Origin of the sequence: Vibrio sp. 10N.261.52.C2, assembly GCF_041471425.1 — a bacterium.
Classification (GTDB): Bacteria; Pseudomonadota; Gammaproteobacteria; order Enterobacterales; family Vibrionaceae; genus Vibrio; species Vibrio crassostreae_C.
The window spans coordinates 190,983-217,547 of record NZ_JBFROH010000008.1 but is presented as its reverse complement, the minus strand read 5'-3'; the positions used below and the strand labels follow the sequence as shown (position 1 = coordinate 217,547).

Genomic DNA, 26,565 nt, shown 5'->3' with positions numbered 1-26,565 from the left:
TCTAAGCGGAGAAGAGCCGCTGTGCTAATTAATCTTTATTATTTTTCATCACTAATCACAGAATCAGATACCCACTCAAATAATCAACTGAACACATACAAACAGCACCATTGAGTTGCACTAAAAAGTAACAGAATACTTCAAGATACTCACACTTCTTCGGTACTTATAAACCTGTTTAGAGCTCACTCTCTCTATCAATCAAAAATTTTGAATCTGAGCATGACGATAGGACGCCCAAACTCACGACTCTGTCTGACTACTGTAAATCATTCACAATAGAAAATAAAAAAGCCGCTTACTTTTCAGTAAGCGGCTTTGCAAATGATTAACGGTTGGTCAACACTCCACTATGGGCGGTAAACCTTAACGTTATGGAAGCCTTGCTCTTGTAGGTAGAGCGCCTGTAGACGGCTCATTACACCACGGTCACAGTACAGCAAGTACTCTTTATCTTGGTCTAGGTCACCGAACTGAGTCGAAAGCTTGAAGAACGGAATGTGTTTAATTTCAACACCATCGATCTCTAGTGGGCTTTCGTCTTCTTCTTCTGGGCTACGGATATCAAGAACGATAGCGTGCTCAGCAACAGCTTGAACTTGTTCAACTTCAGGCGCTTGCTCTTGGCTCTCTTTCTCGATGTCACGGATATCCATAACACGAGCGTTCTCGATCACTTGATCCAGCACTTCAAAGTTAAACTTAGCTTCTTCTGCTTCCAGTTTGCCTTTCTTCGCTTTCACTGTTGGCTTCTTAGAGATAACACCACAGTACTCAGGCATTACTTTAGCGAAGTCTTCAGTACCGATGATACGAGAAAGGTCAATGATGTCTTCTTTGTCCCAGTTGATAAGCGGACGAAGAATCAAAGTATCAGTCACGTTGTCGATGTGGCGAAGGTTAGTTAGCGTTTGGCTAGAAACCTGACCAAGTGCTTCACCCGTTACTAGCGCTTCAATACCGAAACGCTCTGCAACCATACCACCAGCACGCATGAACATACGCTTAAGAACAACGCCCATTTGGCCGTCTTCAACGTTCTCTAGGATTTCAGCAACCACGGGTTCAAAATCTACAGAAATGAACTTCACCTTTGCAGATGAGCCGTATTTGTTCCATAGGTAGTGAGCTACTTGCTTAACGCCAATCTCGTGCGCTGGGCCACCAAGGTTGAAGAAACAGTAGTGAACCTTAGAGCCACGCTTGATGTGCAGGTAGCTTGAAACACCAGAGTCGAAACCACCAGAGATCAAGCTCAGTAGGTCTTCTTGAGTACCAAGAGGGAAACCACCTAGGCCTTTATGGCGAGCTAGAACTTGGTTTAGCTTATCGTTAGCCACTTCAACCTTAACGGTTACATCAGGGTTCTTAAGTCGAACTTTCGCTGACTCAACGGCTTGGTTTAGACCACCACCTACGTAGCGTTCAAGTTCAATAGATGTAAAGTCATGCTTACCACGACGCTTAGCACGAACAGAGAAAGTCTTGCCTTCAATGTCAGCACGGCTGCGTTCTAGTACTTGCTCGTAAATATCGTGCAAGTCTTTGAATTCAGACTGTTGTACTTCAAGAGAGTGGTGAATACCTGGAGTGTGAGTCAGAGCCTCTAACACTTCTGTGTAGTACTGGTCACTCTCAGACGTCACTTCTATATGATCGCGACGGTTGAATACCGCAACACTTTCACAGCGACGTTGAATAACGTTACGAATGTTGCACTCTAGAATCCTTGTGAAGCGCTTACGCACCGATTCACTTTTTACAAAAATTTCCGGATGGGGCTTAACAATAAATTTCATAGTACTTTCACAACATTAATGTTCAAAATTTTGAAAACGCTCATCGCCAAACAAATTAGAGAATTTACCCAGCACTTGAAGCAAGAATAGATCATATCTAAATCTAAGGGCGCGAATTATACATGAGAAAGTGAAGCAAGGAAAAGAGTGCTTGCTGCAACACCATCATTAAACTGCCTGTTATTAAAAGTAGCAGGTTTCGAAACGACATAAATACAGCAGAGAGATGATTGAAGACCAGCAAACAAAAAGCCCAACCTCATCATAAGGTTGGGCTTTCGATGCTATCTGCTCACCACCGCGTGCACATATCGGCTACTCATTAATAACAGGCACTTCATCACTGTAAAGCGGTTCACCCTGCATGATGCTGATTTCAACGCGGCGGTTAAGGCTACGTTGCCATTCAGTATCATTCGGCTCCACAGGCTCAGTATCGGCCATACCACGCACTCTCAAGCGTTGATGAGAGAAACCGCGTACCTTTTCCATCTCTTGAGCGACAGACACTGCTCGCTGTGATGACAAGTCCCAATTTGAGCGATAAAGCTCTGAATCAAGACGTTGGTTATCGGTGTGCCCTGAGATTCGGACAATGCCCGGTACATCTTTTACTAATTCAGCGACCTGTCTCACCAATGGGCGAAATTTAGGTTGTAAGAAAGCAGAACCCGATGGGAATGCGCCTTTCTCACGAATTCGAATCACAATCTGCTGGCCAAGATTTTCCACCTCAATCGCGCCTTGGTCGATTTCTCGTTCCAACGCTTTCTTGATGCTTTCCATCAAGGTTTCCATCTCTTGCGATTGAGCTTCAGCTTGTTGTTGCTGTTGGTCTGACTCAGAATTTTGATTGTCGTGAGTCGAAACCTCTGGCGACTTGCCTCCGGTCATCTTGCCTTGGTCACGCATGGTGCCGCCAGCACGCTCAGATTCACCTTCATGAAACTCAAGCGTTTGCTGCGTAATATCAATAGTCTGCTGCATGATCACATCAATAGGTGTTGGCTCTGGGCGACCAGGGCGGAACTCTTGTGCAATAATGCTGGTGCCTTTAGGAATGTCTTTCACTTCCAAGCGGTTTTGTACACCAAACGCGAATTTCATCGAGCCAGCGATCTGTTTGAACTTCAGTACGTCCATCTCAGAAAATGAGAGCAGCAGTACGAAGAAACACATCAGCAGTGACATCAAGTCAGCAAATGTCCCCATCCATTGAGGTAACCCCGGAGGAGGACATTTACATGGATTCTCTTCATCCATCTTCAACTCCTCTTACGCAGGTTCACCATCAATCGTGCGCTTACCTTCGTTGAGGTAGCTCTTGAGGTAACCATCAATAACTCGTGGGTTCTGACCATCTTGAATAGCCAGTACACCGTCCATAACTAGACGACGGTTAAGTGTCTCTTGGTCACGACGTAGCGCAAGCTTGTCAGCAATTGGGAAGAACACCATGTTCGAAAGAATCGCACCGTACAGAGTGGTCAAAAGTGCTACCGCCATCGCAGGACCGATCGCTTTTGGATCATCCATGTTCGAAAGCATGGCAACCAGACCAACCAAGGTACCAATCATACCCATAGCAGGAGCAACATCACCAAATGCAGAGAACACTTTCGCGCCCTGCTCGTGACGTTCAGTCGTTAATGCGATGTCTTTTTGCAATGCTGCACGTACTACATCTCCATCATGGCCATCCACCAACAGGTCGATGCCCTTTTGCATGAAGCTGTTACTGATTTCCATCTCTTCGAGTGCTAAGAAGCCACCTTTACGCGCTGCATCCGCCATCTCTACCACTTTAGCGATAAGATCTTCAGGTTCATCGGCTTTAAACATGAAGGCTTTGCCTGCAATTTTAGTCGCACCAAAGAACTGCCCCATGGTGAACTTCATCAGAACAACAAAGGTTGAGCCACCAACTACGATCAAAATGGATGTCGTGTCATAGAACATCCCGAGGCTTCCACCTAGGATCATTGCCATGATTACAAAGGCAAATCCACCAATCAAACCTATTAGGGTTGCTAAATCCACTGAGCACTCCTCATGCTTTTTTGTAGCTCTATGTCGACGATAATCTTTGTATCGGCAAGACTATAAGATCTTTTAGTAAATTCTTGGCCTAAGTATCACACTTTTCGTTTTTGAATCCCAACTATTGGCTTACTTTGCTCTTATAGGTAGCGCATAAACTCGATAAAGCTAAGGTTATTCAAGCAAAGTGAGTTCAAGCCCATTAAAAACGAACTTTCTAGCAAAATTTCTTGGTTACATTTGACCATCTTAGCGGCCTAGGGTAACGTTCGTTCATCTTTCCAAACGCAGATTTATTATGGCTACTAAGAAACCTGAAAATATGAGCTTTGAAGCAGCAATCGAAGAGCTTGATGGCTTGGTTGATCAACTAGAAAATGGTGATCTAGCTTTAGATGATGCGCTGAAGAAGTTCGAACGAGGTATCTCCCTCGCTCGTGCCGGTCAAAGCAAACTAAACGATGCTGAACAGCGTGTTAGCATCCTACTGCAAAATGATGAAAACGCAGAACTTAGTGACTTTAACCCACAACCAGAATAACGAATTGTATGAGATCCCCTATGATCGAGACTTTATTGTCTTATCAAGCACGTAATAACGAGCAACTGAACCTTTGGCTTGATCGCCTGCCACACCAAAATCAGAACCTGATCAACGCGATGCGTTATGGGTTACTTTTAGGCGGTAAACGCGCACGTCCATTTCTTGTCTACATTACAGGGGAAATGCTCGGCTGCTCCGCTGAAGAACTCGATACTCCAGCCTCTGCAATCGAATGTATTCATGCCTATTCTCTGATTCACGACGACCTTCCAGCTATGGATGACGATGAACTGCGTCGTGGCCATCAGACTTGCCACATCAAATACGATGAAGCAACGGCAATTTTAACGGGCGATGCACTACAAACTCTCGCGTTTACTATACTTGCGGAAGGCACATTAAGTGCTGACGGGGAAAGCAATCGCGTTCGAATGATTCAACGCCTAGCTGAAGCCTCTGGTGCACAAGGTATGTGTATTGGACAAGCACTTGATATTGAAGCTGAAAACCGCTCTGTCACGCTAGAAGAGTTAGAAGAAGTTCACCGCAATAAAACGGGCGCTCTAATGAAATGTGCGATTCGTTTAGGTGCACTCGCTGCTGGCGAAAAAGCGTTTGAAGTGATGCCTCAATTAGACAAGTACGCCGATGCCATTGGATTAGCATTCCAGGTTCAAGATGATATTTTAGATATCACCAGCGATACTGAAACTTTGGGTAAACCACAGGGTTCTGACCAAGAATTAAACAAAAGCACCTACCCTTCTTTGCTAGGTTTAGAGGGCGCTCAAGAAAAAGCGCAAACTCTGCTACAGGAAGCGCTTCAAGCTTTGGCTGCAATCCCATACAATACCCAGTTACTCGAAGAGTTCGCCCGATACGTCATCGAGCGCAAGAACTAAGACAATAAGCGCGCATTACCTATGACTCTTGATATATCAAAGTACCCAACTCTTGCTTTAGCTGATAAGCCAGAGGATTTGCGTCTCCTCCCGAAAGAGACGCTTACACAGCTTTGTGATGAATTACGTACCTATCTTCTTAACTCGGTGAGCCAATCAAGTGGTCACTTAGCGTCAGGCTTAGGTACAGTAGAGCTAACCGTTGCTCTGCACTACGTGTACAACACACCTTTTGACCAGTTGGTTTGGGATGTTGGCCACCAAGCATACCCGCATAAAATTCTTACTGGTCGTCGCGACCGCTTGTCGACTATCCGTCAAAAAGATGGGCTACACCCATTCCCATGGCGTCAAGAGAGCGAATACGACACCCTTTCGGTTGGTCACTCTTCAACTTCGATCAGTGCTGCACTTGGTATGGCTATCAGTGCAAAGAAAGAAGGCAAGAATCGTAAAGTCGTGAGTGTGATTGGTGACGGCGCGATTACTGCGGGTATGGCATTCGAAGCTATGAACCACGCGGGCGATATTCACAATGACATGCTGGTTATCCTTAACGATAACGAGATGTCGATCTCTGAAAACGTAGGTGCTCTGAACAACCACCTAGCTCAAGTTCTTTCTGGCAGTCTTTACACGTCTATTCGTGAGGGCGGCAAGAAAGTACTATCTGGCGTTCCGCCGATTAAAGAGCTGGTTCGTCGTACAGAAGAACACCTAAAAGGCATGGTTGTTCCTGGCACCATGTTTGAAGAGTTAGGCTTTAATTACATTGGTCCAATTGATGGGCACGATGTGAATGAGCTGATTAAAACGCTTAAGAACATGAGAGACCTTAAAGGCCCTCAGTTCCTGCATATCATGACTAAGAAAGGCAAAGGTTACGAGCCAGCAGAGAAAGATCCAATCGGTTACCACGGCGTACCGAAATTCGATCCAGCACACTCAAGTCTGCCTAAGAGCACCAGCTCTAAACCAACTTTCTCTAAGATTTTTGGCGACTTCCTGTGTGATATGGCCGCGCAAGATCCTAAGCTGATGGCGATCACGCCTGCAATGCGTGAAGGCTCTGGCATGGTACGTTTCTCTAAAGAATATCCAGAACAATACTTCGACGTTGCTATTGCTGAGCAGCACGCTGTGACGCTAGCAACCGGTATGGCGATTGCGGGTGATAAACCGATTGTGGCTATCTACTCGACTTTCCTACAACGTGGCTACGATCAGTTGATCCACGATGTAGCTATCATGGATCTACCGGTCATGTTCGCGATTGACCGTGCAGGTCTTGTCGGTGCCGATGGTCAAACACACCAAGGTGCGTTCGACTTAAGCTTTATGCGTTGTATTCCAAACATGGTGATCATGGCACCAAGTGACGAAAACGAATGTCGCCAAATGCTATACACTGGCCACCAACACACAGGTCCAAGTGCCGTTCGTTACCCTCGAGGTAATGGCATGGGCACTGAGATCCAAAGTGAGTTTACTGCGCTTGAGATTGGTAAGGGTCGTATCGTTCGTGAAAGTGCGAAAGCAAAAGATGGCTCGAAAGTCGCTATCCTAAGCTTCGGTACCTTCTTAGAAAGTGCGCTTCAAACCGCTGACGCTATCGATGCGACCGTTGCAGACATGCGTTTTGTGAAACCGCTAGACGAAGCTCTGATCAAGCAACTTGCTGCTGACCACGATGTACTGGTTACTATCGAGGAAAACGCAATCGCAGGTGGTGCGGGTGCGGGTGTGATTGAATTCTTGATGCAAGAGAAACTACTGATGCCAGTATTGAACCTTGGCCTACCTGACAAGTTCATTGCTCAAGGCACTCAAGGCGAGCTACATGAAGAGCTAGGCTTAGACGCGAAAGGTATTGAGAAGTCTATTTCTGACTACCTTGCTAAATAACTTTCACAAGCAAGCGGCATAAACGACAAAACAAAAAAGGTTGGCCCTAGGGTCAACCTTTTTAGTATCCGTTAATTAGTTTGGTGTACCACCAACTAAGCCTTGAGCTAACTCACACTAACCAACCCGCGAAATGCGCTACGGCATACAACGAAATCGCCGCCATAATACCCGCCACAATATCGTCAATCATGATACCCAAACCACCATGAACTCGCGCATCTAACCAACCAATCGGCCATGGTTTTACCATGTCAAAGAAGCGGAAAAGCACAAAACCAGTCAGAAGCCATTTCCAGTCATCAGCAGGGATATTCAGCATCGGCACCAAGCTCATGGTGATCCAAAAGCCCGCAAACTCATCCCAAACGATAGAACCGTGATCATGCACGCCCATATCATCAGACGTTACTTGGCAGATCTTAATACCAATAATGCAGCTTACAACCACCACTGCAACGTAAGCAGGGAACGGTAGCTGAACCAACAATAAGTACAATGGAATAGACGCGAGCGTACCCATGGTGCCGGGAATAATAGGCGATAAGCCACTACCAAAACCTGTTGCTAAGAAATGCCAAGGGTTTTTAAGAGAAATAAGAGAAAGTGGGTTTGTCATCAATTAACCTTAAAGTGATCGTAACCAGTTAAGTTCCAACTCAGTGGTTCACCATTATTGTGTAATTCAAAATATTCTACAGGTCTTATCTGGCCAATGCAGGTGACTTTTGTGCCAGTGTGTGACAAAGCACTTTCCAATGACCCTTTATTCTCTTCCGGCACAGTAAAGCACAGTTCGTACTCTTCACCACTGGTGAGCGCATACTGTTGAGCCGAAGCGACATCAGAAGCAAACTGGCGTAGCTCTGGAGAGATAGGAAGGCAACTCACATCAATGCTTGCACCAACCTCTGAACGCTTCAGGATATGCTTTAGGTCAGCAATCACGCCGTCAGAGATATCAATAGCAGACGAAGCAAGATTAACGAGCGCCTGGCCCGCGAGCACTCGTGGAGAGCTGATGTAGTGTCTCTCTTCAAGCTCAAGTGCATAAGGCTTAGCTTTGTTCTGTTCGGGGTTAAGTAACACTTCGAGGCCAGCTTTACTGTCACCTAGGCTACCCGTTACGTAAATCCAGTCCCCCACTTTAGCGCCATCTCTACGCAGTGCTCGTCCTTCAGGAACAAAGCCCTGTACAGTCAATGTCAGGCTTAGTGGGCCTTTGGTGGTGTCACCACCAATTAACTGAATACCAAAGTAGTCTGCGAGTTTAAAAAAGGAGTCACAGAAGGGAGCAAGCCATGCTTCATCCACTTCAGGCATGGTTAAAGCAAAAGAGACCCAAGCAGGCGTCGCGCCCATTGCAGCAAGGTCACTGATATTGGAAGCCAACGCCTTGTGTGCCACCCAAGCTGGGTTCGCTTCCGCTAAGAAGTGAGTACCCGCAACTAAGGTGTCCGTGCTGATCGCTATCTCAACATTGCTTGGCGCTTTGACCAAAGCACAATCATCACCCGCAGCCAGATGTACATCTTTACGTTGTGGTTGTCGATTTACAAAATATTTTTCAATCAGGTTAAATTCGCCAGACATCACATGCCCTATCTTTAGTCTTCATACAAATCACCGTAATTATTGATATTACAGAAATTTAGTTACAAAAAAGGCCAGCATGATAGCTGACCTTTAGATTCAATATACGAACGTCTTATTTCTTACGAACGTGCGGTGCAGCTTTATCAAGCACACCGTTAACAAACTTATGGCTGTCTTCTGCTGCGAATACTTTCGCAAGCTCGATAGCTTCGTTGATAACCACTTTGTATGGTACATCTTCGCGACGAGTCATCTCGTACATAGCTAAACGTAGAAGCGCTAGTTCCATCAGATCCAGATCTTGCATAGGGCGAGATACGAATGGACGAAGCTTGCTATCAAGTTCCATGTGGCTAAGAGCAACACCAGTTAGCAGGTCGCGGAAGTATGCAACGTCTGTTTCTGGCATAGCAAGTGCAGGTTCTGCAGCATGATGCTCTTCTTCATCATACTTACCACCAGATAAGAACTGTTCTTCAACGGTAGCAATATTTTCTTTAGTAATTTGCCAAGAATAAATTGCTTGTAGAGCAAATTGACGTGCGTTACGACGTGCGGCTGGTTTCACACTGGCCCCCATTAGGAATCGATTTCAGAAAGAACGTTGATCATCTCAAGTGCGCTAAGTGCTGCTTCTGCACCCTTATTACCAGCCTTGGTTCCTGCGCGTTCAATAGCTTGATCGATCGTATCAACAGTAAGAACACCAAACGCTACTGGAAGAGAGTATTCCAGAGACACTTGTGCCAAACCTTTATTACATTCACTACAAACATAGTCAAAGTGAGGTGTACCGCCACGAATTACTGTACCAAGAGATACAATCGCATCGAACTTGCCTGTTTTTGCAACGCGCTGCGCTACAAGTGGAAGTTCAACTGCACCAGGGCAACGAACAACAGTGATGTTGTCTTCGCTTACTTGTCCATGACGCTTTAAAGTATCGATTGCACCAGAAAGTAAACTTTCGTTAATAAAACTGTTGAAACGAGCAATAACGATAGCAATTTTTGCATTTGGCGCTGGGAAGCCACCCTCGATCACTTTCATAAGCCTTCCTTTAACTATTTTCATCAAGTGAGAATCGCCGGATTCTAGCACAAAACTGTGAGCAATATCTAATGGTAATTTAGAAGAACAGACACCGGCAATGTAAAGATGATAATGCAGCGCCAATCCCAAGCATATAGGAACAGCGAGTAGCCAAGTTTGTGTATTGAACACGTTTTGAGTCGAACTTGGCTACTTTGCTCTTTTGGCAAGATTTATCACCAAAAGAGCCACTGAAATCATCGGTAAATTATGTCGCTACAAACGGAGAAACGTCTGCTTGTTGACATAGGATTTATTCGCAAACGTACTCAACAACGTTAAGACCAAAACCACCCAATGCGTGGTAACGCTTAGTGCTCGAAGAAAGCAGACGCATATCGTGTACGCCTAGGTCTTGAAGAATCTGAGAACCGACACCAACACGACGAGAAGTACCTTGCTTCTTAGCCATGGTTGGCTGCTCGTTCTTATCTTGCGCTTCGAATGTCTTCACTTTGTGGATCAAAGAATCAGACGACTCTTCGTTGCCAAGAATAACCAACACGCCGCCTTCATCACCAATGCGCTTCATCGCTTTATCTAACGACCAGCTGCGCTCGGTACCGCGGTCTGAATGAAGCAGATCGGTAAATGTATCATGCAGGTGAACACGCACTAAAGGAGCGCCTACAGACAAGTCGCCCTTTTGCATTGCGTAGTGGATCTGGTTATCAATTGTATCGCGGTAAGTCACAAGCTCGAAATCACCAAACTCTGTTGGTAAATGACATTGTGCAACGCGCTCAATTGTCGTTTCAGTGTTGTTACGGTACTCAATCAAGTCAGCAATAGTGCCAAGCTTGATGTCGTGCTTTTCTGCGAACACTTCAAGGTCAGGGCGACGCGCCATAGTACCGTCGTCGTTTAGGATTTCTACGATAACCGATGCTGGTTCACAGCCCGCTAATCGAGCTAAATCACACCCCGCTTCAGTGTGGCCAGCACGCGTTAATACGCCACCTTCTTGAGCTGTCAGTGGGAAGATATGACCTGGTTGAACTAAGTCAGCCGCTTTTGCGTCTTTCGCTACTGCAGCTTGAACCGTCACTGCACGATCGGATGCTGAAATACCGGTTGTTACACCCTCTGCCGCTTCAATCGAAACCGTAAAGTTAGTGGTGTACTGTGCATTATTGTCTTGAACCATAGGTGCTAAACCCATACGGTTTGAACGCTCTTTAGTCAGCGTTAGACAGATCAAACCGCGGCCGTACATTGCCATGAAGTTAATCGCTTCTGGCGTAACATGTTCTGCTGCCATGATCAGATCGCCTTCATTCTCGCGATCTTCATCATCCATCAGGATAACCATTTTTCCTAGGCGAATGTCTTCAATAATTTCTTGAGGAGTACTAATTGGCATTGTTCTATATCCTTTGAAATGGTTCTGCTTCCTAGAACCGACACTATTTAAACCTGATGATATTGCTTCGCTTTACAAAGTCTCGCTTAATTACTTTGTATTAACGGTTAGGCAAAACCATTCTGCTGTAAGAATTCCATCGTTAATCGAGATTCAGGCTCAGATTCTTGTTGCTGACCTTGCAGTAAACGCTCCATGTAACGCGCTAATACATCGACTTCTAAATTCACTTTACGACCTACATTGAATTGGTCGATGGTGGTTTCTGAAGAGGTGTGAGGAACGATAGTCAGCTTGAATGCGTTCTTGCGTAAATCGTTCACAGTCAGACTGATGCCATCGACCGTTATTGAGCCTTTTTGAGCGACGTATTTTGAGATCTCTGCTGGCATTTCTACCCAAAACTCAATTGCACGGCCAACTTGGTTGCGTTCAACAATCTCACCCACGCCATCAACGTGACCAGACACAATGTGTCCACCGAAACGCGTGGTTGGTAACATTGCTTTCTCAAGGTTAACTTTATCGCCCGCTTGGTAATCGACAAAACCCGTTTTTTTCAGGGTCTCAAGCGAAAGATCTGCACTGTAGCTGTGGTCGTTGAATTCAACGACTGTCAAACACACACCATTGGTTGCGATACTGTCGCCTAACTGAACGTCAGCCATATCAAGCTTGCCAACGTTGACCGTTACGGTGATGTCTTCTCCGCGGGGAGTGATTGCACTCAATGTACCTACGGCTTCTACAATTCCTGTAAACATTTTAAAACTCTTTTTGTTGTCAACGACACGTATGCAGTTGGAGTAACTATTTCGAGAGTGGTTTCGCTGCTATTGGTTTAGCCACAATTGGTTTCGCCACAATGCGAATATCCACACCAACCTGTCGAACATCTTTAATTTCTAGGTCAATAACGTCAGACATTGAAGTGAGCCCTAATGCGCCCATCAAACCTCGTCCGTCACTGCCCATAAGTTTAGGTGCTAAATAGAGGATTAGCTCATCCACCAGCTGTTCTTCAATCAAGCTTTTTGCCAATGTTGCGCCCGCTTCGACCCAAATATGGTCGATATGATTGGCAGGTAATTGACGCATCAGATCGTGCAAATCGAGCTGACCTGCATCTGTGGTTCCTACTTCAATATCCGCAGACGCTTCAGCCACTCTTAACACTGGTGTTGGCGACTGATATAACTTGAGCTCAGGACGCAGTTGATTTTGACGATCAAGAATCACGCGAATTGGCTGACGAAGTTCATCTTCAGCGTAATGAGCTTTAATACTGCTTGGCAACTCTGCCCAGCGAACATTCAACGAGGCGTTATCTTCAATCACCGTTTGGCTTGTGGATAACACTGCGCCCGCTTTTGCTCGGTAATTCTGAACATCACGACGCGCTTCTGGCGATGTGATCCACTGGCTTTGGCCATTTTCCAATGCAGTTTGACCATCAAGGCTAGCCGCCATCTTCAACTGAACAAATGGCATGCCAGTTTGCATACGCTTGATAAATGCAGGGTTCAAATCAAGAGCATCTTGCTCTAACAAACCAATTTCAACCTCAATACCCGCGTCGCGTAGCATTTTGATACCACGACCTGCGACTTTTGGGTTTGGGTCCTGCATAGCGCAAATTACTTTTGCAACTTGAGCCTTAATCAAACCTTCGGCACAAGGCGGCGTTCGACCATAATGCGAACAAGGTTCAAGTGTGACATAAGCTGTCGCGCCTTTGGCCTTATCGCCTGCCATTCTCATGGCATGCACTTCGGCATGAGGTTCGCCCGCTTTAGCATGAAAACCTTCACCGACGATCTGACCATCGGTTTGTACGATGACACAGCCCACATTCGGGTTTGGTGCAGTAGTGTAAATGCCGCGTTTTGCTAACTGAATAGCACGCGACATCATTTGAAAATCTAGGGGAGTAAAGTTTGACATGATTGAGGAGTTAATCCTCTAATTTAGCGATTTCTTCGCCAAACTCTCGGATGTCTTCAAAACTACGGTAAACAGAGGCAAAACGGATGTACGCCACTTTGTCCAATTCTTTCAATTGGCCCATCACAAGGTTACCAATCATCTCGCTTGGTACTTCACGCTCACCAGTTGCACGGAGTTGTGACTTAATCGTACTGATCGCAAGTTCAATTGCATCAGCACTCACTGGGCGTTTTTCGAGGGCGCGCTGAACACCACCGACCATTTTATCTTCGTTAAATGGTTCGCGGTTTCCATTCGACTTAATTACTTTAGGCATCACAAGTTCTGCCGATTCGAACGTAGTAAAACGCTCGCTACATGCAAGGCATTGACGGCGACGACGAACCTGATGTCCATCGGCAACCAGTCTTGAATCGATTACTTTAGTGTCGTTCTCTGAACAAAAAGGACAATGCATATCACCTCCAAATAATTGAATATCAGTGTAACGGAATTGCCAAACGTTAGGAAAGAAAAAGGGCCAATTAAGGCCCTTTTGTGTGGTGATTCATTGATTATTGCTACTCGATCGCCATTTCAAAAATGAGCTGAGGAGTAAAATTAACGACCAGCGTTAACCGCGAACTAAATAGTTCGCTTTACCTACCCATTTGTAACTTGTTAGCTCTTCTAAGCCCATAGGGCCGCGAGCATGTAATTTCTGGGTAGAGACTGCTACTTCAGCGCCCAAACCAAACTGCGCACCATCAGTGAAGCGAGTTGATGCATTTACATATACCGCCGCAGAACCTACCGAGTTAATAAAACGCTCTGAGCTTTCTAGGCTGTTAGTCATGATCGCATCAGAGTGACTCGCGTTGTGTACGCGCATGTGGTCAATCGCTTCTGCAACGTCAGCAACCACTTTTACGCCTAACGTGTAGCTTAGCCATTCAGTGTCAAAGTCACCTTCAACCGCATCACGTTGGTCTTCAAAGCCAGTTAGCAGTGATTTTGCACTCGCATCAGCAACCAAGGTTACCTTGCCCGCTAAACGCTGTTTCAGCTTAGTAAGGAAAGCTTCAGCAACGGCTTCATGCACTAGCAGTGTATCCAATGAGTTACATGCAGATGGACGTTGAACTTTCGAGTTTTCAACCACATCGACAGACTTCTCAAGATCAGCGCTTTCATCAACAAAGATATGGCTGATACCGAAACCACCGATGATCACTGGAATGGTGCTGTTCTCTTTACACATCTTGTGCAAGCCAGCGCCACCACGAGGAATGATCATGTCAACATAGTCATCTAACTTAAGCAGTTGAGATACGAGTTCACGATCCGGTTTTTCGATGTACTGAACAGAAGCCGCAGGAAGTTCCGCTTTCTCTAATGCAGACTGGATAACTTTAACCAGTTCCATGTTCGAGAAAAACGTCTCTTTACCGCCACGTAGGATACTTGCGTTACCAGTCTTCAGACACAATGCCGCAATATCAATCGTTACGTTCGGACGCGCTTCATAGATAACGCCAACCACACCAAGCGGTACGCGACGGCGAGACAATGACATGCCGTTTTCCAGTACCTTGCTGTCAATTTCGCTGCCTACTGGGTCATTCAGGCTAATCACGTTACGAACATCGTTAGCAATGCCTGTTAAGCGCTCTTCGTTAAGAAGTAGACGATCAAGCAGTGCATCAGTTAAACCGGCTTCGCGACCTAGTTCGATATCTTTCGCATTCGCTTCTAAAATCGTTGCTGCGTTTGCTTCTAGCTCATCAGCGATGATCGCCAATGCTTTATTCTTTTGCGCCGTAGATGCGGTCGCTAGGTGGAAAGCAGCGTCTTTTGCTGCGATACCCATGTTAGTTAAATCCACGTTTAACTCTCCCTAAATTCTGTCTGTCTTTGGATGTAAAAAGGCGATTCGCGATGTCTAAACTCGCGGCTCATCGCCTTATCATCACGAGCTACTCTTGAATCACGACTAGGTCGTCACGGTGAATGACTTCTGACCCGTAATCGTAACCAAGGATGTCGCCAATATCTTTACTGTGCTTGCCTGCTATTTTTGCTAGGTCTTGGCTTGAGTAGCTAGCGATACCACGCGCTACTACTTTGCCTTTGCTGTCTGTGACTTGGGTAACTTCACCACGAGAGAACTCGCCTTTAACTCGAACAACCCCTTTAGCCAACAAGCTACTGCCTTTGGTGTTGACTGCGTTTACTGCACCGTCGTCGACCACAATGTCACCAGCTGAAGCAGGACCCGCTAAAATCCAGCGTTTACGGTTTTCAAGCGCTTCGGCTAACGGCAAGAAACGTGTGCCTTGTGGGTTGTCACTCAGTGAGTCAAACACCACATTTTCAGCACTGCCCGCAGCAATAATCACTTCGATGCCAGCGCGACGAGCAATATCCGCAGCCTGCAGTTTTGTCGCCATGCCGCCAGTACCTAACGTCGTACCGCTGCCGCCTGCAATCTTACGCAGTGTGTCATCAATGGTTTTCACTTCTTTGATGAGCTCAGCATTTGGGTCTTTACGAGGGTCAGCCGTAAACAGGCCTTTTTGGTCTGTTAGTAGCAAAAGCTTATCAGCACCGCACAAAATACCCACTAAGGCCGACAAGTTATCATTGTCGCCCACTTTAATTTCGTTGGTTGCTACTGCGTCGTTTTCGTTTACTACCGGAATAATATCGTGCTCAACCAGTGCGTTGATCGTGTCACGTGCATTAAGAAAACGCTCGCGATCATCGAGATCAGCACGAGTCAGTAGCATCTGGCCAATCTTAAGGCCATAGATAGCAAACAAAGACTCCCAAACTTGAATCAACTGACTTTGCCCAACTGCCGCAAGCAACTGTTTGCTCGCCATTGAGTTGGGAAGTGCGGGGTAACCAAGGTGCTCACGTCCTGCTGCAATTGCACCAGACGAAACCATAACCACAGAGTGGCCTTGTTTTTTTAATTCAGCACATTGACGAACCAGCTCAACCATATGAGCGCGGTCTAATGCCAATGTTCCACCAGTTAAGACACTGGTACCCAGTTTAACAACGACAGTTTTACGCTGTGTTGTTGTCCCGCTTTGATGATTTGTTGTCATGAAGTCTTTTATGGATAAAACAAATAAGAGGTGATGTTTTAGCAATCAAAAGGGGAATTCACAAGCAGAAAAGGTGCGAAATCGCACCTTTTTGCTTTATATAGAAGAGTAACCTTTAAAATTAGACGAATTCGACAGACTCTTCGTCTAATTGGATACTGATTTCAAACTTACTTTGAAGTTCATCAACCAGTTTCTTGTGGAAGGCTTCTTGAGTTCGAGAGACCTCAGCGACCGCCTTTTTAGGTAACGGCAAAGAATCCCAGTTACCATCGATGTTGTACTTGCCGATATTGTACTTCGCCGAATATCCCTCTTCCGACTTATCCAATTCCAGCCACCAGCCCCAGAACTCGCGTTCTTCTGGTGATTTTTTATCGTTCACACATACAGACAAGCAATCAAAGATATAGTGGCCTTCTTCTGATTGCGGTTCCCTTAAGTAAGGCCCGATCGCCTTTAAAACATTCAACAAGCGGTAATGCGTAGGTTGTTGTGTCACTTCTGACATATTGAATCTCCATTTTCAATGTTAAGAATGACGTTACTCAGACTGTTATACGTAGAAACTACGCATTTGGATTTTATAAATGACCTCTGAGTATCAGGTACTTAGTTTGTACATTTTTCATGCTTAACTAATTTAGGAGAAATGTCATCTAAATAATTCATCCTCAAGCCACTTTATCGCCAATTCGAGGGATTGCTCATAACCTTGTGTAATTGACTTAGCTTTGATTTTCTTCGCTTTTCCGTAATCACTGTAAATAGCAACCAGTTGATTATCCATTGGCGGTGAAACCGGGTCGCCTTCCAGAGCCAATGCCAAGATAGGAACACTGGTTTTACTGTTTGACAGCAAACCTTGTACCTTGAGTGACCACGCCATCAACTGCCCAGAAAGGCTATTGATATCGACCGCCCCTTTACCAAGGCGCGAAGCCAACACATCTAGATGCATTTTAGGCATCTGCTTAAGTTTGTCTGCATGAACAAAGATATCGTGAATTGGCGCGCCTAAAGAAATACACGCTTTAATCTTATGTTGCTCGAGGAAAGATAATCTCACCATCGCATTGCCACCGAAGCGGAAACCAAACAAGCCGACTTTGTGGTGATCGACCCATGGGATGTTAGGCAATTCATTCAGCACTGCTTGGTGAAGACAAGATGAGTCTTCTGTTAACGGCCAATGTGCACTGTGCCCTATTGATGGCATGTCTACCGTTAACATAGCAATGTTCTTAGGTGCTAAATAATCCCTAAACAGGCGCCACATATCGGTTTGCAAGCTATCTAGACCCGCGCTGACAATCACAACCGGTTGTGGTTTATCTGTCTTGGTTAGATGCAAGTTCGCTTTGATCTTCTTGTTTTGGTATGGAATATCAATCTGCTTGACGATCAACTTAGTGTGCTTGATCGCTTCAGAATACGCTGCGTTGGCCAACACTTGAGCCTGAGCTGCCAAGTTGTCGTTCTTGAGGTGTGGGTAACCCGCAATACTGAAGCACAACGATGCGGAAAATAGCTCTTCAGCCATCTCTTCACCATTCTTCTCATTAGAACGATTTTGATGCTGCATACCCAGCTTGGTCCATTCGTATGCCCAGTTACCACTTCGGTAACCCATGACCGTATCAAGCCACTCATCGGTTGTACGAGAGTTATCTGATGACGCGATGCGAGCCAATACCGCTTCCTGCTCTATTGGATTAACGCCTTGCCATACCCACTGAAGACGTCTTAGGTTTCGATACCATGATGAGTTTTGCTGTTCACGTTTCTCATCCAATAGCGCTTCAGAGCTTGGCATGTATTGTGTCAACATTGAGGTCTCTTTCGCTTGCTTGTGCTTTACAAACAAAGTTTCCGAAAGGTTCGAGCTCGTTTCTTCTGGTTCAGACATTGGGATACTTAATAAGAAATGGTTGTCACTAATAATATAAAAAAAAATGACCCTATAAAGGGTCATTTCTCAAAAAACTAAGTTTACGCTTATTTTGACTTGCGATTTACTGGCTCTACGTAGCTTAGGCTAGTATCCCAAGGTTGCTCAATCCATGTGTCTTGAGCGATATCAACAATGTACTCGTCTAGCAAATCAGCGCCAGATGGTTTTGCACATACAGCGATCAGTTTCGCTTTAGGGTACATTTCGCGAAGCTTACGTGCAGTGTCACCACTATCAACCAAGTCTTCAACGATTAGGAAGCCTTCGCCGTCACCTTCAGGTGCTTTAACTACTGTCATATCACGTTGGTGATCGTGGTCGTAGCTAGAAATACAAATCGTATCTACGTGACGAATACCTAGCTCACGAGCCAAGATTGCACCAGGAACCAAACCACCACGGCTTACTGCCCAGATGCCTTTCCACTGCTCTGCTGGCATTTGCTTTTCAGCAAGTTGACGGCAGTAAGTCTGCATGTTGTCCCAAGTGATAACGAATTTGTTGCTCATAGTATAAAACCTAATAATTTTGTCATGTTATTAGAGGCTATTTCAAACATAGCCTCTTCAGCGATTAAGCAGAAATCTAGACGATTAAGCGAAAATGTATTTAAGAATAAAGATAGCCGACATTACCCACACAGCAGGTGAAACGTCGCGACCTTTACCACTTAGCAGCTTAATTGCAGCGTAAGCGATGAAACCTAGTGAGATACCCTCAGCGATAGAGTACGTCAGCGGCATAAGCAGACATGTTACCACGACTGGTGCTGCTTCCGTAAGATCACGCCAATCAATGCCAACTAGGCCAGACATCATCAGAATTGCTACATAGAAAAGTGCACCTGATGTTGCGTAAGCCGGAATCATACCTGCAAGTGGCGAGAAGAAAAGAGCCAGTAGGAATAAGATACCAACAACAACAGCCGTTAGACCGGTACGGCCGCCTTCAGCAACACCCGCAACACTCTCAACATAAGAAGTAGTATTTGATGTACCTAGCAGTGCACCAATAGATGTTGCTGTAGAGTCAGCAAGCAGTGCTTTGTTCAAGCGAGGTAGTTTGCCGTCTTCTTTGATTAGGTTTGCTTTCGTTGCAACACCAACCAGAGTACCCGCTGTATCGAACAAATCGACGAACAAGAACGCGAATACCACTGAAATCATACCGATTTCAAATACAGCAGAGAAATCAAGCTGCATGAATGTAGGAGCAAGGCTTGGTGGTGTAGACATGATGCCGCCGTATTGAACGTCACCAATAACAATGCCAAGAGCTGTGATAGCTAGAATCGCAATCATTACTGCCCCTTTCACGCCACGGTGAACAAGAGCAATCGTTAGGAAGAAACCAAGTGAGCCTAGGATAGGAGCAATCGCGGTAATGTCGCCCAGTGAAACTTTAGTTGCTGGGTTAGAAACAACGATGCCTGCATTGCTAAGCGCAATAAACGCTAGGAAAAGACCGATACCTGCAGAGATACCAACACGCAGAGACATAGGGATCGAGTTGATAATCCATTCACGGATCTTAAAGATGCTTAAGAAGATGAAGATTACGCCTGATACGAAAACCGCTGCCAGAGCAACTTGCCACGTATAACCCATACCCATTACAACAGCGTAGGTAAAGAATGCGTTCAAACCCATGCCTGGAGCTTGAGCAATTGGGTAGTTAGCAACAAAGCCCATGATGAAACAGCCAATAGCAGCCGCTAAACAGGTTGCTACAAATACAGCGCCATGGTCCATACCAGCATCAGCTAGAATCATTGGGTTTACAAAAATGATGTAAGCCATTGTTAGGAAGGTTGTTAGACCTGCGATGATTTCAGTGCGCACATTGGTGCCATTTTCACTGAGTTTGAATAGCTTTTCGAACATTATCGAATCCTATAAGGGTAAAAAGTAAACGGTTGCGTAATCGATTGGCTGTGGATTATAAAGTTATCAAATAACAAATTCCAGATAGAATTAAGGCTCTAATCGATATTTATCAGAATGCCGTATGAAACAAAGCGATTAAAAATGAAGATATCATCGATAAATAACCATTAAAAACAAACAATTAACAACAATAGACTCACTAAAACTAGTTGGTTGTTTTTTCTACCATCGGTTATTTTCATTGATAATCTAGCCAGTAAATTCTGAATTCAAACTCACAATAGTTATGTATTTTTCAACAGGATCAGTAATAAGGCGCAAATTGATATTTCGGCGTTTAAAAAACAACCACGCAGAACAGCAAGGAAAGTGACAAGCGAAAGCGGTTTGGAAAAGTAGCAGGCAAAAAAAACGCCACTCAAAACTGAGTGGCGGTAGAATCTGTCAACCAAAAGGGCTGTAAAAGAATTCCAATATATAGGGGTGAACAAAACTGTTCGAGTTACATGCTTACGGTATTAGTAACCAAAGCTTGTAGGGTATGCAAAGTTGCTAGTGTAAACAGAGCTGTTAATCCAGAACATTGCAGATGGTAAACCTTTCATAACTATCACCTTAATAAATCAATAAAAAACGAATTTGATTTCTCGGTTCCTTGGAGGCGATAAAACGGACTCATCCTTTGAGCATTTACTCTTCATCTCAGAAGTTGGTTATTAATATACCCTAAAGAAAAAAGATTACAAGTATTTTTTGCTATACGTCACATTTTTGGCCATTTACGGTTATTTTACAAACTTATTTTGTAATAAAACTACAAAATAGAATTAAACAAACGTTTGCCTGCTCCATTTATAAGCATCAAGGCGCTTAGCTGTGATCAGATGGACAAGATCGCTTTCAAAATTTGAGCTATTTGAGGTTTAGAACCGCTACTCGTCAAAACGCTCAAGTGGTATGCTGTTGCCATCAAAACAGACCCATATTTTAGATTTTTGTTCTAGGTTTTTCCCCATACAAAACCTAAATATATGGTTATTAAATAAAAAAGGAGTCATCCGTGTCTGAATTCCATTCTGAGATCAGTAAATTATCCCCTGCCCCTATCTGGCAGTTCTTCGATAAGATTTGCTCAATCCCACACCCTTCTAAGCATGAAGAAGAGCTTGCTCAATACATTATTGCTTGGGCAACAGAGCAAGGCCTAGATGTACGTCGTGACCCAACGGGTAACGTATTCATCAAAAAGCCAGCAACGGCGGGTATGGAAAACAAAAAAGGTGTAGTGCTACAAGCTCACATCGATATGGTTCCACAAAAGAACGAAGACACAGTTCATGACTTTGCTAAAGATCCAATTCAACCATACATTGATGGTGAGTGGGTTACAGCTAAAGGCACAACGCTTGGCGCTGATAACGGCATGGGCATGGCTTCTTGCCTAGCGGTTCTTGCTTCAAACGAAATCCAGCACGGCCCTATCGAAGTTCTACTAACAGTAGATGAAGAAGCAGGCATGACTGGTGCTTTCGGTCTTGAAGCGGGTTGGTTAGAAGGCGATATCCTTCTTAACACCGATTCAGAGCAAGAAGGCGAAGTGTACATGGGTTGTGCTGGCGGTATCGACGGCGCAATGACATTTGAAATTGCTCGTAATGCGATTCCAGCTGACTTCGTAACACGTAAGCTAACGCTAAAAGGCCTAAAAGGCGGTCACTCTGGTTGTGACATCCACACAGGTCGTGCAAACGCAAACAAACTGCTTGCTCGCTTCCTAGCGGGTCACGCAAAAGAGCTAGACCTTCGCATCGTCGAATTCAAAGGTGGTAGCCTTCGTAACGCGATCCCTCGTGAAGGTTTCGTAACGGTTGCTGTTCCTGCGGCAAACCAAGAAAAACTGGCTTCACTATACAACTACTACACTGAGCTGCTTTCAACAGAGCTAGGTAAAGTAGAAGACAGCATCGTGACTTTCAATGAAGAAGCTTCTGTAGAAATGGGCGCACTTGCGTCAGCAGACCAAGCTCGCTTTATCGCGGCACTTAACGCATGTCCAAACGGCGTGATTCGTATGAGTGACGAGATTGAAGGTGTTGTGGAAACGTCTCTAAACGTAGGTGTTATCACAACAGAAGAGAACTCAATCACAGTACTTTGCCTGATCCGCTCTCTTATCGATTCAGGTCGTAGCCAAGTAGAAAGCATGCTTCACTCTGTTGCTGAACTAGCAGGCGCTAACATCGCGTTCTCTGGTGCTTACCCAGGTTGGAAACCAGACGCAGATTCAGAAATCATGCATATCTTCCGTGACATGTACGAAGGTATCTACGGTCACAAGCCAAACATCATGGTTATCCATGCTGGTCTTGAGTGTGGTCTATTCAAAGAACCTTACCCGAACATGGATATGGTTTCTTTCGGCCCAACCATCAAGTTTCCGCACTCTCCTGATGAGAAAGTGAAGATCGACACCGTTGAGCTATTCTGGAACCAAATGGTTGCATTGCTTGAAGCGATCCCAGAAAAAGCTTAATTCGATAAGCTATGTTTGTTCAGTAAACGGTGTTTTACAGTAAACACCGTTTATCTGAGACAAAATAAAACAGGTACTCAATGAGTACCTGTTTTTGTATCTAATCTTTGTAGCTACTACTTGTGACTAAATAAACAATTAAGCGCGTGAAGCCGCGTAGCTTTCTAGCTCATCAATTGAAGTTTGTGCCACAACTTCGCCATCGATGAAGTACGTCACCATCTCGCCATCACGAACACCGATTAACGTCGCACGCTCACCAGACTGGTAAGTAATGTCCATTTGGATCGTGTTTTCATCAATCTGCTGCATTTGACCTTTTTCGATCACATCTGCACTCGTGATAGGACCCACTGGCGCTTCCGTTAGAGACGGATCAAGTTGGTGGTTGATGTCTAGGTAAGTATCAGTCTTAGTATCAAAGATGTGCGGAGCACCTGTTAGTGGGTTGCTACCAGTCCAGAACTCTAGTGAGTTGAATACTATGTAATCGGCAGCAACTGTTAGACCGTATGCAGGTGCAAGTAGAATGTTCAAACCACCACGAGCGTAACGGTTATCAACAGCCTTGATGTTGAACTTCATTAGGTAACCCGTTACTGCGTTGCTACCAACACAGCCAGATAAAGCAACAGATACCACCGCTAGTGCTACAACTTTTGAAATTGTTTTTTTCATTTTGATCTCAATATTTGAATTTGGCCGCCAAAAAATGGCGGTGGATAATACCAACGAACTGAATGACAAATATCAGCTCTAAGTTAATGTATTGTCATAAAATTCAAAATTTTAAACACCCTTCAATTAGCCAGATAAAAAACTGAAACCAATTCAGAAGCCCCTTCATAAAAAACTTTTGTCGTCACCGTAAAGCGATTGATTCGTACTAAAAATCAACGATTGCTACATTCCGTGTTAACGAATTATCACCATGTTGAGAACAACCTAAATGGCAAGACTAAAACCTAATCAACCATTCGAATTACTTGGTTATACTGTTCAGCCAGGACAGCGAATGGAGATTGAACTGCAAGCGGCTCAGCTTTACACGCATTCTCCACTTTCGATCCCGATTGAAATTATTCACGGTCGCCAAGCAGGCCCAACACTGATGGTAAATGCGGCTATCCACGGCGATGAGCTAAACGGTGTTGAAATTGCACGACAGCTGACCAATGCGATTGATCCAAAGAAACTGAAAGGGACATTAATTGTTGTGCCTATCGTTAACGTATTTGGCTTTATCCATAAATCTCGTTACCTACCAGACCGTCGTGACCTAAACCGTTGCTTCCCTGGCAGTGAGAAAGGATCGCTAACATCACGCATCGCTTACACCTTCTTTGAGAACGTGGCAAAGCACTGTGATTACATTCTAGATCTACACACGGGCGCGATTCACCGTACCAATCTGCCACAGATTCGTGCAAACCTATCGAACCCTGAAACACTGCGCATCGCAAAAGCGTTCGCAACACCCGTGATTATTGATTCTCCACTGCGTGACGGTTCACTGCGTAGCGAAGCGGAAAAGCTGGGTATTCCTGTATTAACTTACGAAGGTGGTGAAGCACTGCGTTTTGATCACCTAGCGATTCGTGCGGGTTACCTTGGCGTGCATCAAGTGATGAAAGAAATCGGCATGCTGCGTCCTAACCGTAAGAAGTTGCCAGAGCCAGTATTGAGTAAATCCACCAGCTGGATCCGCGCTGAGTCGGACGGTATTTTGCGTAACATGGTAAGACTGGGTGAACAAGTTGAAGCGGGACAAACCCTTGCTTACATCAGCTCTCCATTGGGTCACCAAGAAGGCCAAGTGATCACAACCAAAGGCGGTATCGTGATTGGTCAGCAGACTCTGCCTTTGGTCAACGAAGGTGATGCTGTGTTCCACATCGCTTACTTCAAGCAAGACGATGAAGAAGTCGGGCAATCAGTAGAAAGCTACATTGAAGAAGTGGCAGAAGATGATTGGCTAACTGCACTGAATAACTGATCAAACAATGCTTAACAGTTTAAGAGCTCGACGTTAAAAGCGAGAAACCAAAGCAGTGCTCTTAAACACAATAAAACAGAACTCCACAAACTAAAAAGCCCCAATACACTTTTAACTAGAAAGAAAAAAGTTGTATCGGGGCTTTTTTTTTTCACAAATCCCTTATCTTAAAATTAAGGGATCTATAAATTAGTTATGCACTGAATTACTCAGCGTCTTGTTGCTCTTCTGCACGAGCTTTAGCGCGCGCTTCACGTGCTTGCTCAGCTTTAAGCTCTTTAGTGTGACGTAGTTCGTCACGCTCTTTACGCTGCTCTGATTTACGCTCGTTACGTTCAGCTTGGTTAGCGATGAAAGATGCTAGCTCTTTCTCTGCCCACCCTTGTGCTAGAGCTTCAGTTTCGAAACCAGACTCACGCTTAGATACTGTAGTGCTGCGAGACGTTACTTGACGAGTAATCTCTGCACACCAACCGTTGCGTTTTTCTGTAAGGCGGATATCAAATTTTTTGTTCTTAGACATGTTCTATTTTTTCCTAAGGGAGATCATTAAGGGATCGGTCAACTTTGATAACTCCATCTAAGTGAGCATCTTTTAACACCATCCCTTGGTAAGCGCGGTATTAGAGCACAAATCAATGAATATTGCTGCAAATATTTGCAGCGGATCACACTCCAATGCTGCAAATCGTTTGCGCCGATTTCAATTGGTTCGTAACTTCCAATTCACCATCAACTTCTGTCCTGTTTTATCGATAACAATGAAATGAACTATGCTCAAACAGAGATAAATGAAAGAGATACCTGCTTGCTCAGGTTTATAGACTCTACTGTCTCACCTACTCCGCTCATAATTAAAATAGCTAAGGAGTTGCTATGGATAGCTTCATCAAAAATTTACCCAAAGTTGAGCTGCACTTACATATAGAAGGCACATTAGAGCCAGAGCTGATGTTCCAACTCGCCAAGCGTAATAACCTGTCGATTCCCTTTGAGACCCCAGACCAAGTTCGAGACGCGTACCAGTTCCACAATCTTCAATCCTTTCTCGATATCTATTACCAAGGTGCAAACGTACTGATTCATGAACAAGATTTCTACGACCTGACGTGGGCTTATCTGTTGAAGTGTCAGCAAGATAATGTGGTTCATACTGAGATCTTCTTCGACCCTCAGACTCACACTGAACGCGGCATTGACTTTGAAGTCATCGTTGGCGGGATTACTCGAGCTTTGAATCAAGTGGAGCAAGAGCTTGGTATCAGCAGCCAACTGATCATGTGCTTTCTGCGTCATCTCGATGAAGACAGCGCTTTTGAAACACTCAAACAAGCCCTTCCTTATAAAGATAAGATCATTGCCGTTGGGTTAGATTCATCAGAACAGGGCAATCCACCAGAGAAGTTTAAACATGTATTCCAAGAAGCGATCAACCAAGGCTTTCTGACTGTCGCGCACGCCGGAGAAGAAGGCCCTGCACAAAATATTAGCGACGCACTGAGCTTGCTAGGCATTACCCGAATTGATCATGGCGTTCGCTGTGTAGAAGATGAAGAGTTGATGGAACAGCTAATAGCAAAACGTACACCACTGACCGTCTGCCCGCTGTCGAATACCAAGCTCAAGGTGTTTGAGACCATGCAAGAGCACAACATCGTCGAGTTGCTGAGAAAAGGGCTGTGCGTCACCATCAATTCCGATGATCCGGCTTACTTCGGCGGCTATATGAATGATAACTTCCTCGCCGTCGCCAATGCTCACCCAGTGACCAAAAACGAATTGGCGCAGTTCAGTATTAATGCCATCGAAGCCAGTTTTATCTCGCCTCACGCCAAGGAAGATCTCATCACACAGGTACGCCAATACCTTGCTGCGAGTACTTAATGAGTTATCAAGATCAAAAAGGGAAGCTC

Annotated in this window: 26 protein-coding genes; 6 read left to right on the top strand and 20 right to left on the bottom strand. The window is 44.9% G+C overall.

Going from position 1 to position 26,565, the window contains the following annotated elements:
- Window positions 1-350: 350 nt before the first annotated feature.
- The 3 genes from thiI to pomA all read right to left on the bottom strand — a co-directional run bounded on the left by thiI (window position 351) and on the right by pomA (window position 3,839).
- On the bottom strand, window positions 351-1,799 hold the full coding sequence (thiI, locus tag AB4307_RS02620) for a tRNA uracil 4-sulfurtransferase ThiI (RefSeq protein WP_048658100.1): 1,449 nt from the start codon (window positions 1,797-1,799) through the stop codon (window positions 351-353).
- A 315-nt stretch (window positions 1,800-2,114) separates the two neighbouring features.
- Window positions 2,115-3,062, bottom strand: coding sequence for a flagellar motor protein MotB (locus AB4307_RS02615; protein ID WP_017060777.1), 948 nt, complete (start codon window positions 3,060-3,062; stop codon window positions 2,115-2,117).
- A 12-nt stretch (window positions 3,063-3,074) separates the two neighbouring features.
- Window positions 3,075-3,839: a flagellar motor protein PomA gene (gene pomA, locus AB4307_RS02610; protein ID WP_004734406.1), complete on the bottom strand. Its 765-nt coding sequence runs from the start codon at window positions 3,837-3,839 to the stop codon at window positions 3,075-3,077.
- 298 nt (window positions 3,840-4,137) lie between these two features.
- Here pomA and xseB point away from each other — a divergent pair, with 298 nt between their 5' ends.
- Genes xseB through dxs form a run of 3 tightly spaced genes read left to right on the top strand, consistent with a single transcriptional unit; the run spans window position 4,138 to window position 7,190 of the window.
- On the top strand, window positions 4,138-4,380 hold the full coding sequence (xseB, locus tag AB4307_RS02605) for an exodeoxyribonuclease VII small subunit (protein ID WP_004734405.1): 243 nt from the start codon (window positions 4,138-4,140) through the stop codon (window positions 4,378-4,380).
- A gap of 20 nt (window positions 4,381-4,400) precedes the next feature.
- Window positions 4,401-5,285, top strand: coding sequence for a (2E,6E)-farnesyl diphosphate synthase (ispA, locus tag AB4307_RS02600; RefSeq protein WP_048664556.1), 885 nt, complete (start codon window positions 4,401-4,403; stop codon window positions 5,283-5,285).
- Between the two features lie 21 nt (window positions 5,286-5,306).
- Window positions 5,307-7,190, top strand: a complete 1,884-nt coding sequence (gene dxs, locus AB4307_RS02595) for a 1-deoxy-D-xylulose-5-phosphate synthase (protein ID WP_048605516.1) — start codon at window positions 5,307-5,309, stop codon at window positions 7,188-7,190.
- A 112-nt stretch (window positions 7,191-7,302) separates the two neighbouring features.
- Here dxs and pgpA read toward each other — a convergent pair whose 3' ends face one another.
- The 15 genes from pgpA to vcdP all read right to left on the bottom strand — a co-directional run bounded on the left by pgpA (window position 7,303) and on the right by vcdP (window position 20,728).
- Window positions 7,303-7,809: a phosphatidylglycerophosphatase A gene (pgpA, locus tag AB4307_RS02590; protein WP_048605519.1), complete on the bottom strand. Its 507-nt coding sequence runs from the start codon at window positions 7,807-7,809 to the stop codon at window positions 7,303-7,305.
- Complete coding sequence (gene thiL, locus AB4307_RS02585; protein WP_048658104.1) at window positions 7,809-8,783, bottom strand: thiamine-phosphate kinase; 975 nt, start codon at window positions 8,781-8,783, stop codon at window positions 7,809-7,811. Before thiL ends, pgpA begins: the two co-directional genes overlap by 1 nt.
- Before the next feature lie 115 nt (window positions 8,784-8,898).
- Window positions 8,899-9,366, bottom strand: a complete 468-nt coding sequence (gene nusB / locus AB4307_RS02580; protein ID WP_004734399.1) for a transcription antitermination factor NusB — start codon at window positions 9,364-9,366, stop codon at window positions 8,899-8,901.
- On the bottom strand, window positions 9,366-9,836 hold the full coding sequence (ribH, locus tag AB4307_RS02575; protein WP_004741508.1) for a 6,7-dimethyl-8-ribityllumazine synthase: 471 nt from the start codon (window positions 9,834-9,836) through the stop codon (window positions 9,366-9,368). Before ribH ends, nusB begins: the two co-directional genes overlap by 1 nt.
- 295 nt (window positions 9,837-10,131) lie before the next feature.
- Window positions 10,132-11,241 carry a bifunctional 3,4-dihydroxy-2-butanone-4-phosphate synthase/GTP cyclohydrolase II gene (gene ribBA / locus AB4307_RS02570; RefSeq protein ID WP_004734397.1) on the bottom strand — a complete coding sequence of 370 codons (1,110 nt, stop codon included), beginning with the start codon at window positions 11,239-11,241 and terminating at the stop codon, window positions 10,132-10,134.
- Between the two features lie 107 nt (window positions 11,242-11,348).
- A complete protein-coding gene (locus AB4307_RS02565) occupies window positions 11,349-12,005 on the bottom strand; it encodes a riboflavin synthase (protein WP_048658105.1) in 657 nt (218 codons plus the stop codon).
- Window positions 12,006-12,051: 46 nt separating this feature from the next.
- Window positions 12,052-13,155, bottom strand: coding sequence for a bifunctional diaminohydroxyphosphoribosylaminopyrimidine deaminase/5-amino-6-(5-phosphoribosylamino)uracil reductase RibD (gene ribD, locus AB4307_RS02560; RefSeq protein WP_048664554.1), 1,104 nt, complete (start codon window positions 13,153-13,155; stop codon window positions 12,052-12,054).
- A gap of 40 nt (window positions 13,156-13,195) precedes the next feature.
- Window positions 13,196-13,645, bottom strand: a complete 450-nt coding sequence (gene nrdR / locus AB4307_RS02555; protein WP_004734394.1) for a transcriptional regulator NrdR — start codon at window positions 13,643-13,645, stop codon at window positions 13,196-13,198.
- A gap of 156 nt (window positions 13,646-13,801) precedes the next feature.
- A complete protein-coding gene (locus tag AB4307_RS02550; RefSeq protein WP_048664553.1) occupies window positions 13,802-15,052 on the bottom strand; it encodes a glutamate-5-semialdehyde dehydrogenase in 1,251 nt (416 codons plus the stop codon).
- Window positions 15,053-15,143: 91 nt separating this feature from the next.
- A complete protein-coding gene (gene proB, locus AB4307_RS02545; RefSeq protein ID WP_170960819.1) occupies window positions 15,144-16,328 on the bottom strand; it encodes a glutamate 5-kinase in 1,185 nt (394 codons plus the stop codon).
- A gap of 76 nt (window positions 16,329-16,404) precedes the next feature.
- Window positions 16,405-16,794 (bottom strand): sigma factor-binding protein Crl, encoded by a 390-nt coding sequence (gene crl / locus AB4307_RS02540; RefSeq protein WP_017060787.1) that lies wholly within the window; start codon window positions 16,792-16,794, stop codon window positions 16,405-16,407.
- Between the two features lie 144 nt (window positions 16,795-16,938).
- The gene (gene frsA, locus AB4307_RS02535; RefSeq protein ID WP_017060788.1) at window positions 16,939-18,192 is read right to left on the bottom strand and encodes an esterase FrsA; all 1,254 of its coding nucleotides are present in this window, start codon (window positions 18,190-18,192) and stop codon (window positions 16,939-16,941) included.
- An 89-nt stretch (window positions 18,193-18,281) separates the two neighbouring features.
- Window positions 18,282-18,746: a xanthine phosphoribosyltransferase gene (gpt, locus tag AB4307_RS02530; protein WP_009847475.1), complete on the bottom strand. Its 465-nt coding sequence runs from the start codon at window positions 18,744-18,746 to the stop codon at window positions 18,282-18,284.
- Window positions 18,747-18,830: 84 nt separating this feature from the next.
- On the bottom strand, window positions 18,831-20,120 hold the full coding sequence (locus AB4307_RS02525) for an NCS2 family permease (protein ID WP_017060789.1): 1,290 nt from the start codon (window positions 20,118-20,120) through the stop codon (window positions 18,831-18,833).
- 521 nt (window positions 20,121-20,641) lie between these two features.
- Window positions 20,642-20,728 carry a small protein VcdP gene (gene vcdP / locus AB4307_RS22030; protein WP_004734412.1) on the bottom strand — a complete coding sequence of 29 codons (87 nt, stop codon included), beginning with the start codon at window positions 20,726-20,728 and terminating at the stop codon, window positions 20,642-20,644.
- A gap of 455 nt (window positions 20,729-21,183) precedes the next feature.
- Here vcdP and AB4307_RS02520 point away from each other — a divergent pair, with 455 nt between their 5' ends.
- Window positions 21,184-22,656, top strand: coding sequence for an aminoacyl-histidine dipeptidase (locus AB4307_RS02520; protein ID WP_017060790.1), 1,473 nt, complete (start codon window positions 21,184-21,186; stop codon window positions 22,654-22,656).
- Between the two features lie 138 nt (window positions 22,657-22,794).
- Here the strand turns inward: AB4307_RS02520 and AB4307_RS02515 are convergent, their stop codons facing one another.
- Window positions 22,795-23,334 carry a DUF3332 family protein gene (locus AB4307_RS02515; protein WP_017069508.1) on the bottom strand — a complete coding sequence of 180 codons (540 nt, stop codon included), beginning with the start codon at window positions 23,332-23,334 and terminating at the stop codon, window positions 22,795-22,797.
- Between the two features lie 271 nt (window positions 23,335-23,605).
- Here AB4307_RS02515 and AB4307_RS02510 point away from each other — a divergent pair, with 271 nt between their 5' ends.
- Window positions 23,606-24,652, top strand: a complete 1,047-nt coding sequence (locus tag AB4307_RS02510; RefSeq protein WP_017060792.1) for a succinylglutamate desuccinylase/aspartoacylase family protein — start codon at window positions 23,606-23,608, stop codon at window positions 24,650-24,652.
- A gap of 205 nt (window positions 24,653-24,857) precedes the next feature.
- On the opposite strand, the gene AB4307_RS02505 is transcribed toward AB4307_RS02510, so the two are convergent.
- Entirely contained in the window at window positions 24,858-25,175 is a 318-nt protein-coding gene (locus AB4307_RS02505) for a DUF3622 domain-containing protein (protein ID WP_372130997.1), read from the bottom strand.
- Window positions 25,176-25,528: 353 nt separating this feature from the next.
- Between AB4307_RS02505 and AB4307_RS02500 the strand changes: the two genes are divergently transcribed.
- Window positions 25,529-26,536, top strand: a complete 1,008-nt coding sequence (locus AB4307_RS02500) for an adenosine deaminase (protein ID WP_017069510.1) — start codon at window positions 25,529-25,531, stop codon at window positions 26,534-26,536.
- The last annotated feature ends 29 nt before the right edge of the window (window positions 26,537-26,565 follow it).

Excerpts from the sequence above, each read along its gene's own strand:
- dxs (WP_048605516.1), top strand. The coding sequence starts at position 5,307 with ATGACTCTTGATATATCAAAGTACCCAACTCTTGCTTTAGCTGATAAG.
- ribD (WP_048664554.1), bottom strand. The coding sequence starts at position 13,155 with ATGATGTCGCGTGCTATTCAGTTAGCAAAACGCGGCATTTACACTACT.
- AB4307_RS02515 (WP_017069508.1), bottom strand. The coding sequence starts at position 23,334 with ATGAAAAAAACAATTTCAAAAGTTGTAGCACTAGCGGTGGTATCTGTT.
- ribBA (WP_004734397.1), bottom strand. The coding sequence starts at position 11,241 with ATGCCAATTAGTACTCCTCAAGAAATTATTGAAGACATTCGCCTAGGA.
- gpt (WP_009847475.1), bottom strand. The coding sequence starts at position 18,746 with ATGAGCAACAAATTCGTTATCACTTGGGACAACATGCAGACTTACTGC.
- nrdR (WP_004734394.1), bottom strand. The coding sequence starts at position 13,645 with ATGCATTGTCCTTTTTGTTCAGAGAACGACACTAAAGTAATCGATTCA.
- ispA (WP_048664556.1), top strand. The coding sequence starts at position 4,401 with ATGATCGAGACTTTATTGTCTTATCAAGCACGTAATAACGAGCAACTG.
- frsA (WP_017060788.1), bottom strand. The coding sequence starts at position 18,192 with ATGTCTGAACCAGAAGAAACGAGCTCGAACCTTTCGGAAACTTTGTTT.
- AB4307_RS02565 (WP_048658105.1), bottom strand. The coding sequence starts at position 12,005 with ATGTTTACAGGAATTGTAGAAGCCGTAGGTACATTGAGTGCAATCACT.
- AB4307_RS02525 (WP_017060789.1), bottom strand. The coding sequence starts at position 20,120 with ATGTTCGAAAAGCTATTCAAACTCAGTGAAAATGGCACCAATGTGCGC.
- vcdP (WP_004734412.1), bottom strand. The coding sequence starts at position 20,728 with ATGAAAGGTTTACCATCTGCAATGTTCTGGATTAACAGCTCTGTTTAC.
- xseB (WP_004734405.1), top strand. The coding sequence starts at position 4,138 with ATGGCTACTAAGAAACCTGAAAATATGAGCTTTGAAGCAGCAATCGAA.
- AB4307_RS02615 (WP_017060777.1), bottom strand. The coding sequence starts at position 3,062 with ATGGATGAAGAGAATCCATGTAAATGTCCTCCTCCGGGGTTACCTCAA.
- thiL (WP_048658104.1), bottom strand. The coding sequence starts at position 8,783 with ATGTCTGGCGAATTTAACCTGATTGAAAAATATTTTGTAAATCGACAA.
- pgpA (WP_048605519.1), bottom strand. The coding sequence starts at position 7,809 with ATGACAAACCCACTTTCTCTTATTTCTCTTAAAAACCCTTGGCATTTC.
- AB4307_RS02500 (WP_017069510.1), top strand. The coding sequence starts at position 25,529 with ATGGATAGCTTCATCAAAAATTTACCCAAAGTTGAGCTGCACTTACAT.
- thiI (WP_048658100.1), bottom strand. The coding sequence starts at position 1,799 with ATGAAATTTATTGTTAAGCCCCATCCGGAAATTTTTGTAAAAAGTGAA.
- crl (WP_017060787.1), bottom strand. The coding sequence starts at position 16,794 with ATGTCAGAAGTGACACAACAACCTACGCATTACCGCTTGTTGAATGTT.
- AB4307_RS02510 (WP_017060792.1), top strand. The coding sequence starts at position 23,606 with ATGGCAAGACTAAAACCTAATCAACCATTCGAATTACTTGGTTATACT.
- AB4307_RS02505 (WP_372130997.1), bottom strand. The coding sequence starts at position 25,175 with ATGTCTAAGAACAAAAAATTTGATATCCGCCTTACAGAAAAACGCAAC.
- nusB (WP_004734399.1), bottom strand. The coding sequence starts at position 9,366 with ATGGGGGCCAGTGTGAAACCAGCCGCACGTCGTAACGCACGTCAATTT.
- ribH (WP_004741508.1), bottom strand. The coding sequence starts at position 9,836 with ATGAAAGTGATCGAGGGTGGCTTCCCAGCGCCAAATGCAAAAATTGCT.